We start from the raw sequence: 14,254 nt of genomic DNA on the forward strand, positions 1-14,254 counted from the left end.
GCACCATGCACCCCACTCCGCCGCCCCGGCCGGGGGAACCGCTGCTCAGCATCGGCGTGTTCGCCCGCCGCTCCCGGCTCTCCCAGAAGGCCCTGCGGCTGTACGACCGGCAGGGGCTGCTGGTCCCGGCCGATGTGGACCCCGACAGCGGCTACCGCCGCTACCGGGAGGGCCAGCTCGCGACGGCACGGCTGATCGCGAGGCTGCGGCGGCTGGACATGCCGCTGACCCAGGTCGCGGCGATCACCGCCGCCCCGGCGGCGGAGGCGGCGGGGCTGGTACGGGCGTACTGGGACAGCGTGGAACGGCGGACCGCCGGGCAGCGCTGGCTGGCGCTGCACCTGTCGGCGCAACTGTCCGGCAACCCAGCAGAAGCAGGAGAATCCAAGATGTTCACCATCGAGGTACGAGACGTCCCGGCCCAGCAGGTCCTGACCGAGCAGCGCCATGTCGGCGTCGCCGACCTGCCGCGCTTCATCAGCGAGGCGATGGGCCGGCTGATCACGACCGCCGAGCGGTTCGGCGGCATGGCGGGCCCCGGTCTGGCGATCTACCACGGCGAGGTCAACGAGGACAGCGACGGCCCGGTGGAGATCTGCGTCCCGGTCAACCTCCCGGCTGGCGCGGACACCGCCCAGGTGGCGCTGCGCGAGGAGCCCGCCCACCGCGAGGCGTACACCAGGATCAGCAAGGCCCAGGTCGAGTTCCCGCAGATCCTCTCCGCCTTTGACGCGGTCGGCCAGTGGCTCGCCGGCCAGGGCAAGCAGGGCAGCGACTCCCCGCGCGAGGTCTACTTCACCGACTGGGACACGGCGGGCCCGAACGACGAGGTCTGCGACATCGCCTTCCCGTTCGCGCAATAAGAGGGTCCTCCAAGCCGCGGCTTGACTTCGAGCGCACTCCAAGGGGCAGGGTGTAGCTGTCAGGCGAGCACCGACCAGGGAGAGCAGCGACCATGCGCACCACCACACTCGGCAGCAAGGGCCCGCAGGTCGGCGCCATCGGACTCGGCTGCATGGGGATGACCCATGCCTACGACCCGGAGGGCCGGGACGACGCGGTGTCCGCCGACGTCGTGCGGCAGGCGGTCGACCTCGGCGTGACGCTGATCGACACCTCCGACGTCTACGGCCCGTTCACCAATGAGGAACTGGTCGGCAGGGCGCTGGCCGAGGCCCCGGGCGGCAGTCTGCGCGACCGCGTGGTGCTGGCGACCAAGGTCGGGCTGACCTTCGACGGCGGCACCCTCAGCTCCGGCGCCGAGCTGGTCAGGAACGGCCGCCCCGAGCATGTCCGCGCGGCCATCGACGCCAGCCTGGGCCGGCTCCGCACCGATCGGGTGGACCTCTACCAGCTGCACCGGGTGGATCCGGACGTCCCGATCGAGGAGACCTGGGGCGCGCTGGCCGAGGCCGTGACGGCTGGAAAGGCGCTGCAGATCGGCCTGTCCGAGGTGTCGGTCGAGGAGATTGCCCGGGCCCAGGCGGTGCACCTGGTGGCCTCGGTCCAGTCCGAGCTGTCGCTGTGGACCAGGGACGCGCTGGCCGAGGTGCTGCCGTACTGCGAGCGCGAGGGCATCGCCTTCCTGCCGTTCTCGCCGCTCGGACGGGGCTTCCTGACCGGCAGCATCAGCTCCGTCGACGACCTCCCGGCCGACGACTGGCGCCGCACCCTGCCCCGGTTCCAGGCCGACGCGCTGGCCGCCAACCAGGCCCTGGTGCAGGCGGTCCGCACGATCGCCGAGCGGCACGGCGCGACCCCGGCCCAGATCGCCCTGGCCTGGGTGCTGGCGCAGGGCCGGTACGTGGTGCCGATCCCGGGCACCAAGACGCCGAAGTACCTGGTCGACAACGCCGGCGCGGCCGAGGTGGCGCTGACCGCGGACGACCTGGCGCAGCTGGACGCCCTCCCGGCGCCCACCGGCACCAGGTACTGAGCCTGAGCCGGTCAGGGCCAGGTGCGGAGCTGCTCCGCACCGGGCCCTGACGTGTGGGTCAGCTCCGGCCGGCGGTGCTGCCGCCGCGCACCTTCGGCCAGACCGCCGCGCCCGCGCCCACCACCACCAGTGCGCCGATCAGCTGCAGCAGGTGCCGGATCCAGTCGATGCCGCTGGTGTGGCGGACGCCGATGACCGAGGAGAGGTAGTTGCCGAGCAGCGCGCCCAGCACACCGCAGATGACGGTCAGCCAGATCGGGATGGCCTGCTTGCCGGGCAGCAGCATCTTCGCGATGACGCCCAGCACGGCACCCACGATCAAAATCCAGATGATCTGAAACATGTAGGACTCCTTGGCTAGACGTTGGGCCAAGCCTCGGTCCGCATCATCGGGAGCGCACCCCGGCGCACCCTATTCGGGTGAGTGCGCCTCACCGTCGCCCACGCCCACGCCCGCGCCACCGCCCACACCACCGCCCGCGCCCGCGCCCTCCCCCGCGCCCCCGCGCGCCAGCAGCAGCAGCAGGACCGCGTCGTCCCGCAGCCCGCCGCCGGTGTGCCGGAGCAGGTCGGCGTAGACCCGGGCCACCGCCGCCTCCGGATCGGCCGCGCTGCCCGCGACCAGCCCGGGCGCCCGCTCGGTCAGCGGGTAGAACGGGCCCTCGCCGCCGCGCCTGGCCTCGATCACCCCGTCCGTGCAGAGCAGCAGCACATCGCCCTCGGTGAACGGCACGCTCCAGCTGGTCGGCGCGCCCTCGGCCAGGTGGGCCAGACCGAGCGGGACCCAGGGGTCGGGCGGGTCGAGCACCGCCGCCGTCCCGTCCGCGCGGATCCGCAGCGGCGCGACATGGCCGCAGTGCAGCAGTTCGACCCGGCCGGGCTCGCGGAAGCCGACCAGCAGCGCGGTGGTGAACTCGCCGCTGGGGACGTGCCGCAGCACGCTCGCCTCCAGCCTGCGGGCGACCCCGGCCAGATCGTGCTCGTCGTAGGCGGCCTCCCGGAACGCGCCCAGCACCACGGCGGCTGCCTGGACCGCTGCCAGGCCCTTGCCGCGGACGTCGCCGACGATCGCGCGTACGCCGAACGGGGTGTCGAGCACCCCGTAGAGGTCGCCGCCGATCTTCGCGGAGTCGGCGGCGGAGACATAGTGCGCGGCCAGCCGGATGTCGCCGACCTGCGGCCCCGGTGGGCGCAGCAGGGCCATCTGGGCGGCCTCGGCGACGGTGCTGACGGCGACCAGGTGCCTGGTCCTGATGATCCGCAGCCGCGAGATCACCACACTGGCGGCGGAGAGCGCGATGAAGGCGATCAGGGTGCCGTAGTAGAGCCGGGCGTCGGCGGGCTCGTCCAGGCCGTCGTAGCGGCTGAGGCCGATCAGCACGCCGAAGCCCAGCAGGCTGGTCGCCACCACCTCCAGCGGATAGAGCGTCAGCGCGGCCAGCGGCGGGACCACCGAGATCAGCGAGGCCAGATAGGTCTGCCGCCCGGCGAACACGTCCGCCACGGCGATCAGCAGGGTGGCGCCGATCGGGGCGATCATCCGGACCCACAGCCGGGCCTGCAGCAGTGCGGCGGAGTCGTACCTGATGGCGGGACTGGACGTGGCACCGCTGCCGCGGTGTGCCGCCCGGTCGCCGTACCGCCATCTCACAGCTGCGAATCTATCGGAATCACCAGATATCCGACATATAAGTGATGAACCATGACATAGTGCTGGCGCGTCACCCCGCCATGCCTGCAGGAGGGCCCACCGCCATGTCCCGTCCCCTCGCCGACCGGGCCCGCACCCGGCACTGGCGGACCTGGTTCTTCAGCGGTCTCGGGCTGTGGGCCGCGACCGTGCTGATCACCTACTGGACCGGCAACTCCAACCTGGTGCCCACCATCGTGCTGCTCGGCAGCTTCCTGGTGCCGGGCAGCTTCGTGGTGTGGGCCTACGAGCGCTACGGCACCGACCTCGGCGAGAGCCGGATCATCACCTGCTTCGCGGTCGGCGGGATCATCGGGGTGCTCGGCGCCTCGCTGCTGGAGTACTACCTGCTGGACTCGTCCGTGTGGGTCTATGTCGGCGTCGGCCTGATCGAGGAGGCGGTGAAGCTCTGGGCGCTGATCCTGATCACCCGGCGGGTGCCGGCCACCGGGCTGCGGCACGGGCTGGTGCTCGGGGCGACGGTGGGCTTCGGCTTCGCCGCGTTCGAGACGGCCGGCTACTCCTTCAACGCCGTCCTCACCGTGCACGGCATGTCGCTGCGCGACCTGGTCTCCACCGAGATCCTGCGCGGGGTGCTGGCGCCGGTCGGCCACGGGCTGTGGACCGCGATCCTGGGCGGGGTGCTGTTCCGGGAGCGCAAGGACGGCCGGTTCCGCTTCAACGCCCCGGTCATCGCCACCTACCTGGGCGTCTCCGCGCTGCACGCGCTCTGGGACAGCTCGCACAGCCTGGCGGTCTGGATCGTGGCCAAGGCGACCTCCGACAACCGGCAGCGGTCGCTGTTCCGGCTCGGCTACCTGTCGGATCCGACCCAGCACCAGGTCGACCTGTTCGCGGTGTTCTCCACCCTGGGCCTGGTCATCACCGCCGGTCTCGGGCTGCTCTGGCTGCGGGTGCTGATCGTCAGCGCCCGCCGGGCCGGCCACACCACCGGACCGCAGCCGCCGCCGGGCTGGGCGGCCTACCGGCCCTGAACTCCTATTCCCGGCCGCCCCGTGGCCCATCTCACCACCGCCGGGGGTGACCTACGGTCGCGTAGGTCACTTCATGAGGTGAAGTATTTCCGCCATGCCTGCGCAGACACCCTTTCCGATACCCGGCTCCTACGTCGCTCTCGGCGACAGCTTCACCGAGGGCCTCAACGACCCCGCCCCGGACGGCGGTTACGCCGGCTGGGCGGACCGGCTGGCCCAGCTGCTGGCACAACGCGGCGCGGGCGACGCGGGCGAGCAGGACGGCGAGGACGGGCAGCCAGGCTTCCGCTACGCCAATCTGGCCGTGCGCGGGCGGCTGCTGGACCAGATCGTCGCCGAGCAGGTGCCGGTGGTCGCCCGGATGCGTCCCGACCTGGTCAGTTTCACCGCGGGCGGCAATGACATGCTGCGGCCCGGCAGCGACCCGGACGAGGTGGCCGAGCGGTTCGAGGCGGCCGTGGTCCGGCTCCGCGAGTCCGCCGGGACGGTGCTGATCTGCACCGGCTTCGACACCCGGGACACCCCGGTGCTGAAGCATCTGCGCGGCCGGATCGCGACCTACAACTCCCATCTGCGCGCCATCGCCGACCGCCACGACCTCGCCGTCGCCGACATCTGGGCGCTCCGGGCCACCCGGGACCGGCAGGCCTGGAGCCCGGACCGGCTGCACCTGTCGTCCGAGGGGCACCGGCGGGTCGCGCTGCTCGCCGCCCGCGCCCTCGGCCTGCCGACCGAGGACCCGGAGGCGCCGTGGCCGGACGCCCCCGCGTACACGGCCGCCGAGCTGCGCCGGGAGAACCTGCACTGGGCCAGGGAGCACCTGCTGCCCTGGGTCGGCCGCAGGCTGCGCGGGGAGTCCTCCGGCGACCACCAGGAGGCCAAGCGCCCGGATCTGCTGCCGCTGCGTTGAGCTTGACGGCGTTTCCCGGGGACGAATGGCGGCATATCGCTCCTTGCTCGTTACTCTCTGTACCGTCATGCTCTGCCTCATCCCGGGGGAATACCCCCTAGGGGTATGATGTTGTCAGAGCAGCAACGCCATGCAACGACCCTCCTGGAGGAAGTCATGTCCACCGCCGTCTTCACCGTCTCCGGCATGAGCTGCGGCCACTGCGAGAAGTCGGTGAGCGAGGAGCTCACCGCCCTCCCCGGCGTCACCGCGGTCAGCGCGGACGCCAAGGCCGGCACGGTCACCGTCGCCTCCGACCAGCCGCTCCCCGACGACGCCGTCCGCGCCGCCGTGGACGAGGCCGGCTACCAGCTGGTGGGCCGGGCCTGACGGTCCCCACAAGGCCCGGCCCCTCCCTGCCGCCGGTACCGGGCAGGGGAAACCGCACGGAGGAGAGCAGAGCCATGAGCAGCACCGCCACCCCCGCCACCGCAGGCTCGGCCACCGCACGACCTGGCGCCGCGCCCGCCCGGGTCGAGCTGGCCATCGGCGGGATGACCTGCGCCTCCTGCGCCGCGCGGATCGAGAAGAAGCTCAACCGGATGGACGGCGTCGAGGCCACCGTCAACTACGCCACCGAGAAGGCCAGCGTCAGCTACGCCCCCGGGCTGACCGTGGACGATCTGATCGCCACCGTCGAGCGGACCGGCTACACCGCCGAGGCCCCGCGTCCCGAGCCGGCGGCCGACGCGGCGACCGACCCGGCGGCGGCGGACGCCCCCGACGAGCCGGCCGGGCTGCGGCAGCGGCTGCTGGTGACTGCGGTGCTCAGCGTCCCGGTGGTGCTGCTGGCCATGGTCCCGGCGTTCCAGTTCCGCGACTGGCAGTGGCTGTCCTTCGCGCTGACCGGGCCAGTGGTGGCCTACGGCGGGCTGCCGTTCCACCGCGCCGCCTGGACCAACCTCCGGCACGGCGCGGCCACCATGGACACCCTGGTCTCGCTCGGCACCCTGGCCGCCTTCGGCTGGTCCACCTGGGCGCTGTTCCTGGGCAGCGCGGGGATGCCGGGGATGACCCACGGCTTCTCCTTCACCCTCAGCCCCGCCGACGCCGGCTCCACGCTCTACCTGGAGACCGCCGCCGGGGTCACCGCCTTTCTGCTGCTCGGCCGCTATCTGGAGGCCAGGGCCAAGCGCAGTGCCGGGGCCGCGCTGCACGCGCTGCTGTCCCTGGGCGCCAAGGAGGCCGTGCTGCTGCGGGACGGGCGCGAGGTCAGCGTGCCGGTCTCGGCGCTGGCCGTGGGCGATCTGTTCGTGGTCCGCCCGGGCGAGAAGATCGCCACCGACGGGGTGGTCGCCGAGGGCAGTTCGGCGGTGGACACCTCGCTGCTCACCGGCGAGTCGGTGCCCACCGAGGTCTCCCCCGGCGATCCGGTGACCGGCGCGACCGTCAACTCCGGCGGCCGGCTGGTGGTCCGGGCCACCGGTGTCGGCGCGGACACCCAACTGGCGCGGATGGCGCGGCTGGTGGAGCAGGCCCAGCACGGCAAGGCGGCCGTGCAACGGCTGGCGGACCGGATCTCCGCGGTCTTCGTCCCGGTGGTCCTGGTCATCTCCCTTGGCACGCTGCTGACCTGGCTGCTCGTCAGCGGCAGCGCCACCGAGGCGTTCACCGCCGCCGTGGCGGTGCTGATCATCGCCTGCCCGTGCGCGCTGGGCCTGGCCACCCCGACCGCGCTGATGGTCGGCACCGGGCGCGGCGCCCAGCTGGGCATCCTGATCCGCGGCCCCGAGGTGCTGGAGTCCACCCGCGCGGTGGACACGGTGGTGCTGGACAAGACCGGCACGGTGACGACCGGTCAGATGGCGCTGCTGTCGGTGCACACCGTCGCCGGCACCCCGGCGGCCGCCGCCGAGGCGCTGCGGCTGGCCGGGGCGCTGGAGCACGCCTCCGAGCACCCGATCGCCCGCGCCGTCGCCGAGGCCGCCGCGGCGGCCGCCGAGGACGGGCTGCTGCCGCCGGTCGAGGACTTCCGGAACATCCCCGGACGCGGCGTCCAGGGCGTGGTCGAGGGCCGCGCCGTGCTGGCCGGACGGGAGCAGTTGCTGGCCGACCACGCGCAGCACCTGCCGGGGCCGCTGCAGGCCGCCTGGGAGGCCGCTGAGGCTGCTGGGCGCACCGCTGTCGCCGTGGGCTGGGACGGGGCCGCACAGGCCGTCCTGGTGGTCTCCGACACGGTTCGGCCGAGCAGCGCCGAGGCGGTCCGCCGGCTGCGCGCGCTGGGGCTCACCCCGGTGCTGCTGACCGGGGACAACCGGGCGGCGGCGGCGGGCGTGGCCCGCGAGGTCGGCATCGACCCGGAGCGGGTGATCGCCGGGGTGCTGCCGGAGCAGAAGGCGGCCGAGGTGCGCCGGCTCCAGGCCGAGGGCCGGACCGTCGCGATGGTCGGCGACGGGGTCAACGACGCCGCCGCGCTGGCGCAGGCGGACCTCGGTCTGGCGATGGGCACCGGCACCGACGCGGCGATCGAGGCCGCGGATCTGACACTGGTCCGCGGAGATCTGCTGACGGCGGCAGATGCGATCCGACTGGCCCGACGGACCCTCGGGATCATCAGGGGGAACCTGTTCTGGGCCTTCGGCTACAACGTCGCGGCGCTGCCGCTGGCGGCGTTCGGGCTGCTCAACCCCATGATCGCGGGAGCGGCGATGGCCTTCTCCTCGGTCTTCGTGGTGAGCAACAGCCTGCGTCTACGGCGCTTCCGGTGACGTCACGTCAGCACTACTCTGCGACATGAGAGCGGAGTCACAGGGGACCGGCGTCACTTCACTCCCCCAGTTATGTGTTACAACACGTGAACCGGGGTTCCGGCGGACCCCGCGAGTCGGCCTCCGTCGCTGGGTGGCCGACAAGCGCACGGCGCGGCCGGGGGGTGGTTGAGCGGCCTCCCCCTACGGTCCGCGCCGTGCGTCTTTTCCGCCGGTCCCGAGCGCCCGCTGAAGGCCGGTCGGGAGCCTGGATTCAGCGCTGGGCGAGGGCGACGTAGTCGCGGGTGTCGATGCCGGTGTAGATCTGCCGCGGGCGACTGATCTTGTTGCCCGGGTCCGTGATCATCTCCTGCCAGTGGGCGATCCAGCCCGGCAGCCGACCGAGCGCGAACAGCACGGTGAACATGCTGGTCGGGAAGCCCATGGCGCGGTAGATCAGGCCGGTGTAGAAGTCCACGTTGGGGTAGAGCTTGCGCGAGATGAAGTAGTCGTCGGTGAGCGCGTGCTCCTCGAGCTTCAGCGCGATGTCGAGAAGTTCGTCGCTCTTGCCCAGCTGGGCCAGGACCTCGTGGGCGGCGCCCTTGATGATCTGGGCGCGCGGGTCGAAGCTCTTGTTAGACGCGGTGGCCGAAGCCCATCAGCTTCACCCCGTCCTCCTTGTTCTTCACCTTGCGGATGAAGGCGTCGACGTCGCCGCCGTCGTTCTTGATCGCGGTGAGCATCTCCAGCACCGCCTGGTTGGCGCCGCCGTGCAGCGGGCCCCAGAGCGCGTTGATGCCGGCCGAGATGCTGGCGAACAGGTTGGCCTGCGAGGAGCCGACCATGCGCACGGTGGAGGTGGAGCAGTTCTGCTCGTGGTCCGCGTGCAGGATCAGCAGCTTCTCCAGGGCGTTGACCACGACCGGGTTCAGCTCGTAGTCCTCGGCCGGCACCGCGAAGGTCATCCGCAGGAAGTTCTCGACGTAGCCGAGGTCGTTGCGCGGGTAGACGAAGGGGTGGCCCTGGGCCTTCTTGAACGCGTAGGCCGCGATGGTCGGCAGCTTGGCGATCAGCCTTATGGCCGACAGGTCGCGCTGCTCGGCGTCGAAGGGGTTGTGGCTGTCCTGGTAGAACGTGGACAGCGCGCTGACCACGGACGACAGCATCGCCATGGGGTGGGCGTCGCGCGGGAAGCCCTGGTAGAACCGCTTGACGTCCTCGTGCAGCAGGGTGTGCTGGGAGACGTCGCGCTGGAACGCGGTCAGCTCCGCGGCGTTCGGGAGCTCGCCCTTGATCAGCAGGTGGGCGGTCTCCAGGAAGGTGCCCTGCTCGGCGATCTGCTCGATCGGGTACCCGCGGTAGCGCAGGATCCCCTTGTCGCCGTCGATGTAGGTGATCGCCGATTTACAGGCCGCGGTGTTGCCGAAGCCGTTGTCGAGCGTGGTCAGACCGGTCTGGCTGAGCAGCTTCGAGATGTCGAAGCCCGCGTTGCCGACGGTGGCGTCCACCACCGGGTACTCGTACTCGTCGCCGTGGTAGCTGAGTACTACAGAGTTGTCGCTCACGTATTCCCTCACCAGCGAAATGAACCTCTTCAAGGGGTGCCCTGACTCCCTACACTGTCCCCCATTTGCCGTACAAAGGTGCAGGCAGGGTGCTCCAAAAGAGCCGGGACCCACCAAAATCGGGCCTTCGAGCGTTCACTTCTTGACAGCGGATCGACAGCGGAGCCATGGCGGGGTCAGCCGGAGCGCAGCCGGTGATCCAAAGCCGTATGCCTACGACCTGCGGAAACAGCGCGGACCGCCTGAGCGAGCGCGCGCCGCGATCCCACCAGCACCACGAGTTTCCTGGCCCTGGTGACAGCGGTGTAGAGCAGGTTCCTTTGGAGCATCATCCAGGCGCTGGTGGTGACCGGAATCACCACGCAGGGATACTCGCTGCCTTGGGAGCGGTGGATGGTGACCGCGTAGGCGTGCGCCAGCTCGTCCAACTCGTCGAAGTCGTACGGGACCTCCTCGTCCTCGTCGGTGAGCACGGTGAGCCGCTGCTCCTCCAGATTCAGCGCGGTGACCACGCCGACCGTGCCGTTGAAGACGCCATTAACCCCTTTGTCATAGTTGTTGCGGATCTGGGTCACCTTGTCGCCGACCCGGAAGGTACGGCCGCCGAAGCGCCGCTCCGGCACGTCCGGGCGGGACGGGGTGACCGCGGCCTGGAGCAGGGTGTTGAGGTTCCCCGCCCCGGCCGGGCCGCGGTGCATCGGGGCCAGCACCTGGATGTCCCGGCGCGGGTCGATCCCGAAGCGGGCCGGGATCCGGCGGGCCACCACGTCCACGGTGAGCCCGGCGGCCAGCTCGGTGTCCTCCTCGGGGAAGAGGAAGAAGTCGGCCAGGCCCTCGGTGATCGGCTGCACCCCCTCGTTGATCCGGTGCGCGTTGGTGACCACGCCGGACTGCTGGGCCTGCCGGAAGATCCTGGTCAGCCGGACCGCGGGGACCGGGCTGCCGGGCGCCAGCAGATCCCGCAGCACCTCCCCCGCGCCGACCGAGGGCAGCTGGTCCACATCGCCGACCAGCAGCAGGTGCGCGCCCGGTGCGACCGCCTTGGCCAGCTTGTTGGCCAGCAGCAGGTCCAGCATCGACGCCTCGTCCACCACCACCAGGTCCGCGTCCAGCGGCCGGTCCCGGTCGTAGGCGGCGTCACCGCCCGGCTTCAGCTCCAGCAGCCGGTGCACCGTGGACGCCTCGCAGCCGGTCAGCTCGGCCAGCCGCTTGGCGGCCCGGCCGGTCGGCGCGGCCAGCACGATCTTCGCCTGGCGGGCCTTGGCCAGGGTGACGATGGAGCGGACCGTGAAGGACTTGCCGCAGCCGGGGCCGCCGGTGAGCACCGCGACCCGCTCGGTCAGCGCCAGCTTCACCGACTGCTCCTGCTCGGGCGCCAGATCGGCCCCGGTCTGGCCGCGGAGCCAGGTCAGCGCCCGGGTCCAGTCGACCGAGGCGAAGGCGGAGAGCCGGTCCTCGGGCGTCCGCAGCAGCCGGAGCAGCTGGCCGGCCAGGCTGATCTCGGCCCGGTGGAACGGCACCAGGTAGACCGCGGTGACCGGCTCGCCGCCGTCCACCTCGGGCGGGACGGTCTCGCGGACCACCCCCTCCTCGGTGACCAGCTCGGCCAGGCACTCGATCACCAGGCCGATCTCCACCGCGAGCAGCTTCACCGAGTCCGAGATCAGCTGCTCCTCGGGCAGGAAGCAGTGGCCCTGGTCGGAGCTCTGCGACAGCGCGTACTGCAGCCCGGCCTTCACCCGCTGCGGGCTGTCGTGCGGGATGCCGACGGCCTGGGCGATCCGGTCGGCAGTGAGGAAGCCGATGCCCCAGACGTCGGAGGCGAGCTTGTAGGGCTCCTCCTTGACCACGCCGATGGAGCCGTCGCCGTACTTCTTGTAGATCCGGACGGCGAGCGAGGTGGAGACGCCGACGCTCTGCAGGAAGATCATCACTTCCTTGATCGCCTTCTGCTCCTCCCAGGCGGCGGCGATCATCTTGGTCCGCTTGGGGCCGAGCTTGGGGACCTCGATCAGCCGCTCCGGCTGCTGCTCGATCACGTCCAGGGTGTCCACCCCGAAGTGCTCCACGATCCGGTCCGCCAGCCGCGGGCCGATGCCCTTGATCAGTCCGGAGCCCAGGTAGCGGCGGATGCCCTGGACCGTGGCCGGCAGCACGGTGGTGTAGTTCTCGACGGTGAACTGCTTGCCGTACTGGGAGTGGTTGCCCCAGCGGCCCTGCAGCCGCAGGCTCTCGCCGACCTGGGCCCCGAGCAGCGCGCCGACCACGGTGAGCAGATCGCCGGCGCCGCGGCCCGTGTCGACCCGGGCGACGGTGTAGCCGGTCTCCTCGTTGGAGTAGGTGATCCGCTCCAGGACGCCGGTGACCTCGGCGAGTTGGATCTGCGGAGCGTTCGCCTGCGGACCCGCCATACCGCGTCCCCCCTTTTACGCCTGGTTGTGCTGGAACCGTACCGCCGGGGTCCGACAGGCGGGGACCGGCCGCCCTTGGGACGATCGGAACCGACCTCCGCGGCACTTGTCAGTGGCGGGGGCAAGACTGATGCCGCACCCGCTCGTCCCCTCCGCCGAGAGACCCAAGGAGCACAGCGTGATCAGCACCTCCTTCACCCCCGGAGCACCCATCTGGCTCGACCTCAGCAGCACCGACGTCGACGCCACCACCGCCTTCTACACCGGCCTCTTCGGCTGGACCACCGCCTCGGCCGGCCCCGACACCGGCGGCTACGGCTTCTTCGAGCAGGACGGCCTGATGGTGGCCGGCTTCGGCCCGTCGATGGACCCGGGCGACCCCGGCGCCTGGACCCGTTCTTCGGCACCGCCGACGTCGAGGCCACCACCAAGTCGGTCGAGCAGGCCGGCGGCGAGGTCCGGCTGCCGCCGATGGACGTCATGGAGTTCGGTCGGATGGCCCAGTACACCGACCCGACCGGCGGCAAGTTCGCCGCCTGGCAGCCCGGGACGAACAGCGGCTTCGGCGTCACCGACGTGCCCGGCAGCGTCTCCTGGGTCGAGCTGCACACCACCGACGGGCCGGCCGCGATCAGCTTCTACCAGCAGGCCCTGGGCTGGTTCGTCAAGGAGCAGCAGATGGGCCCCGGCATGGTCTACCACGTGGCCTCCGTCACCAGCGACGGCGAAGGCTTCGGCGGGATCATGGCCCTGGACCAGTTCCCGGCGGTGCTGTGGCGGCCCTACTTCGAGGTCGCCGACTGCGACGCGGTGCTGGACCGGGCGGTCGAGCTCGGCGCCACGCCGATGATGGCGGCGGAGACCGTGCCCGGGGTCGGCCGGATGGCCGAGCTGGTCGACCCGAAGGGTTCACGCTTCGCGATCATCGCCAGCGAGGCTCCCGCTGCCTGAGCCTGCCGGGCCTGCCGGGCCCGCCTGAGCCCGGGCGGGCCCGCCGGGCGGGAAGATCTCGTGATGGGGCACTGTTGTCGCGGACGCACACCTGTGTCCCATCACGGAGGTCCCGCATGAGCCTGTACGACATCCCGCTGCGCACCCTGTCCGACGAGCCGACCACCCTGGGCGCCTACCAGGGCAAGGCCGTGCTGCTGGTCAACGTCGCCTCCAAGTGCGGCCTGACCCCGCAGTACGCCGGCCTGGAGCGGCTGCAGCAGCAGTACGCCGCGCGCGGCTTCACCGTGCTCGGGGTGCCCAGCAACCAGTTCGCCGGGCAGGAGCCGGGCACCGCCGAGGAGATCGCCACCTTCTGCTCGGCCAGCTACGGCGTCTCCTTCCCGCTGCTGGAGAAGACCGACGTCAACGGCGACGCCCGGCACCCGCTCTACGCCGAGCTGACCAAGGCCGCCGACGCCGAGGGCGAGGCCGGGGACATCACCTGGAACTTCGAGAAGTTCCTGCTCTCCCCCAAGGGCGAGGTCGTCGGCCGCTTCCGCCCGCGCACCGAGCCGGAGGCGGCGGAGGTCGTCGCCGCGATCGAGGCGCAGCTCCCGGCATGACCGACCTGCTCTTCCGGCGGGCAGGCAGCGACGACCTGCCCGCGATCGTGGCCCTGCTCGCCGACGACGCGCTCGGCGCGACCCGGGAGACGCCGGGCGATCTGACGCCCTATCGGGCCGCCTTCGCCCGCATCGCCGCCGATCCGCAGCAGCGGCTGCTGGTCGCGGAGCGGGACGGCGAGGTGGTCGGGACGCTGCAGCTGACGCTGATCCCGGGGCTCTCGCTGCAGGGCGCGACCCGGGCCCAGATCGAGGCGGTCCGGGTCCGCGCCGACGAACGCGGCAGCGGGCTGGGCACCCGGCTGATCGAGCACGCGGTCGAGGAGTCCCGCAGGCTGGGCGCGGCCCTGGTCCAGCTGACCTCCAACGCTGGCCGGACCGACGCCCACCGCTTCTACAAGCGGCTCGGCTTCACCGGCTCCCACCTGGGCTACAAGCTGGACCTGCGGTAGCCCGGCGGCTGCT

12 protein-coding genes and 1 pseudogene are annotated in these 14,254 nt (G+C 71.7%); 9 read left to right on the forward strand and 4 right to left on the reverse strand.

What is annotated here, in order from left to right; all coding sequences use genetic code 11:
• Positions 1 to 5: 5 nt before the first annotated feature.
• Together ACXKR8_RS17450 and ACXKR8_RS17455 are read left to right on the forward strand one after the other, a co-directional pair.
• Positions 6 to 863 carry a MerR family transcriptional regulator gene (locus ACXKR8_RS17450; RefSeq protein WP_458273826.1) on the forward strand — a complete coding sequence of 286 codons (858 nt, stop codon included), beginning with the start codon at positions 6 to 8 and terminating at the stop codon, positions 861 to 863.
• 92 nt (positions 864 to 955) lie between these two features.
• Positions 956 to 1,936: an aldo/keto reductase gene (locus tag ACXKR8_RS17455; RefSeq protein WP_458273827.1), complete on the forward strand. Its 981-nt coding sequence runs from the start codon at positions 956 to 958 to the stop codon at positions 1,934 to 1,936.
• Between the two features lie 58 nt (positions 1,937 to 1,994).
• On the opposite strand, the gene ACXKR8_RS17460 is transcribed toward ACXKR8_RS17455, so the two are convergent.
• Together ACXKR8_RS17460 and ACXKR8_RS17465 are read right to left on the reverse strand one after the other, a co-directional pair.
• A complete protein-coding gene (locus ACXKR8_RS17460; protein ID WP_458273828.1) occupies positions 1,995 to 2,279 on the reverse strand; it encodes a GlsB/YeaQ/YmgE family stress response membrane protein in 285 nt (94 codons plus the stop codon).
• 69 nt (positions 2,280 to 2,348) lie between these two features.
• Entirely contained in the window at positions 2,349 to 3,587 is a 1,239-nt protein-coding gene (locus ACXKR8_RS17465; RefSeq protein WP_462100553.1) for a PP2C family protein-serine/threonine phosphatase, read from the reverse strand.
• 104 nt (positions 3,588 to 3,691) lie between these two features.
• Here ACXKR8_RS17465 and ACXKR8_RS17470 point away from each other — a divergent pair, with 104 nt between their 5' ends.
• The 4 genes from ACXKR8_RS17470 (at position 3,692) to ACXKR8_RS17485 (ending at position 8,278) form a co-directional block, all read left to right on the forward strand.
• Complete coding sequence (locus ACXKR8_RS17470) at positions 3,692 to 4,621, forward strand: PrsW family intramembrane metalloprotease (protein WP_458273830.1); 930 nt, start codon at positions 3,692 to 3,694, stop codon at positions 4,619 to 4,621.
• Positions 4,622 to 4,715: 94 nt separating this feature from the next.
• Positions 4,716 to 5,531 carry an SGNH/GDSL hydrolase family protein gene (locus tag ACXKR8_RS17475; RefSeq protein WP_458273831.1) on the forward strand — a complete coding sequence of 272 codons (816 nt, stop codon included), beginning with the start codon at positions 4,716 to 4,718 and terminating at the stop codon, positions 5,529 to 5,531.
• Between the two features lie 105 nt (positions 5,532 to 5,636).
• On the forward strand, positions 5,637 to 5,900 hold the full coding sequence (locus tag ACXKR8_RS17480; protein ID WP_458273832.1) for a heavy-metal-associated domain-containing protein: 264 nt from the start codon (positions 5,637 to 5,639) through the stop codon (positions 5,898 to 5,900).
• A 74-nt stretch (positions 5,901 to 5,974) separates the two neighbouring features.
• A complete protein-coding gene (locus tag ACXKR8_RS17485) occupies positions 5,975 to 8,278 on the forward strand; it encodes a heavy metal translocating P-type ATPase (RefSeq protein ID WP_458273833.1) in 2,304 nt (767 codons plus the stop codon).
• Between the two features lie 253 nt (positions 8,279 to 8,531).
• Here the strand turns inward: ACXKR8_RS17485 and ACXKR8_RS17490 are convergent.
• Together ACXKR8_RS17490 and recD2 are read right to left on the reverse strand one after the other, a co-directional pair.
• Positions 8,532 to 9,822 (reverse strand): annotated as a pseudogene (locus ACXKR8_RS17490) (citrate synthase).
• A gap of 176 nt (positions 9,823 to 9,998) precedes the next feature.
• Positions 9,999 to 12,233 (reverse strand): SF1B family DNA helicase RecD2, encoded by a 2,235-nt coding sequence (gene recD2 / locus ACXKR8_RS17495; protein ID WP_458273835.1) that lies wholly within the window; start codon positions 12,231 to 12,233, stop codon positions 9,999 to 10,001.
• Between the two features lie 495 nt (positions 12,234 to 12,728).
• Between recD2 and ACXKR8_RS17500 the strand changes: the two genes are divergently transcribed.
• The 3 genes from ACXKR8_RS17500 (at position 12,729) to ACXKR8_RS17510 (ending at position 14,241) form a co-directional block, all read left to right on the forward strand.
• The gene (locus tag ACXKR8_RS17500; protein ID WP_462100554.1) at positions 12,729 to 13,184 is read left to right on the forward strand and encodes a VOC family protein; all 456 of its coding nucleotides are present in this window, start codon (positions 12,729 to 12,731) and stop codon (positions 13,182 to 13,184) included.
• 116 nt (positions 13,185 to 13,300) lie between these two features.
• A complete protein-coding gene (locus ACXKR8_RS17505) occupies positions 13,301 to 13,789 on the forward strand; it encodes a glutathione peroxidase (protein WP_458273837.1) in 489 nt (162 codons plus the stop codon).
• The gene (locus ACXKR8_RS17510; RefSeq protein ID WP_458273838.1) at positions 13,786 to 14,241 is read left to right on the forward strand and encodes a GNAT family N-acetyltransferase; all 456 of its coding nucleotides are present in this window, start codon (positions 13,786 to 13,788) and stop codon (positions 14,239 to 14,241) included. The genes ACXKR8_RS17505 and ACXKR8_RS17510 overlap by 4 nt, the downstream gene beginning before the upstream one ends.
• The last annotated feature ends 13 nt before the right edge of the window (positions 14,242 to 14,254 follow it).

The organism is Streptacidiphilus sp. PAMC 29251 (assembly GCF_054208735.2).

Coding starts and splice junctions, on each gene's coding strand:
- ACXKR8_RS17500 (WP_462100554.1), top strand. CDS start 12,729: ATGGCCCAGTACACCGACCCGACCGGCGGCAAGTTCGCCGCCTGGCAG.
- ACXKR8_RS17510 (WP_458273838.1), top strand. CDS start 13,786: ATGACCGACCTGCTCTTCCGGCGGGCAGGCAGCGACGACCTGCCCGCG.
- ACXKR8_RS17480 (WP_458273832.1), top strand. CDS start 5,637: ATGATGTTGTCAGAGCAGCAACGCCATGCAACGACCCTCCTGGAGGAA.
- ACXKR8_RS17485 (WP_458273833.1), top strand. CDS start 5,975: ATGAGCAGCACCGCCACCCCCGCCACCGCAGGCTCGGCCACCGCACGA.
- ACXKR8_RS17455 (WP_458273827.1), top strand. CDS start 956: ATGCGCACCACCACACTCGGCAGCAAGGGCCCGCAGGTCGGCGCCATC.
- ACXKR8_RS17505 (WP_458273837.1), top strand. CDS start 13,301: ATGAGCCTGTACGACATCCCGCTGCGCACCCTGTCCGACGAGCCGACC.
- recD2 (WP_458273835.1), bottom strand. CDS start 12,233: ATGGCGGGTCCGCAGGCGAACGCTCCGCAGATCCAACTCGCCGAGGTC.
- ACXKR8_RS17470 (WP_458273830.1), top strand. CDS start 3,692: ATGTCCCGTCCCCTCGCCGACCGGGCCCGCACCCGGCACTGGCGGACC.
- ACXKR8_RS17460 (WP_458273828.1), bottom strand. CDS start 2,279: ATGTTTCAGATCATCTGGATTTTGATCGTGGGTGCCGTGCTGGGCGTC.
- ACXKR8_RS17450 (WP_458273826.1), top strand. CDS start 6: ATGCACCCCACTCCGCCGCCCCGGCCGGGGGAACCGCTGCTCAGCATC.
- ACXKR8_RS17475 (WP_458273831.1), top strand. CDS start 4,716: ATGCCTGCGCAGACACCCTTTCCGATACCCGGCTCCTACGTCGCTCTC.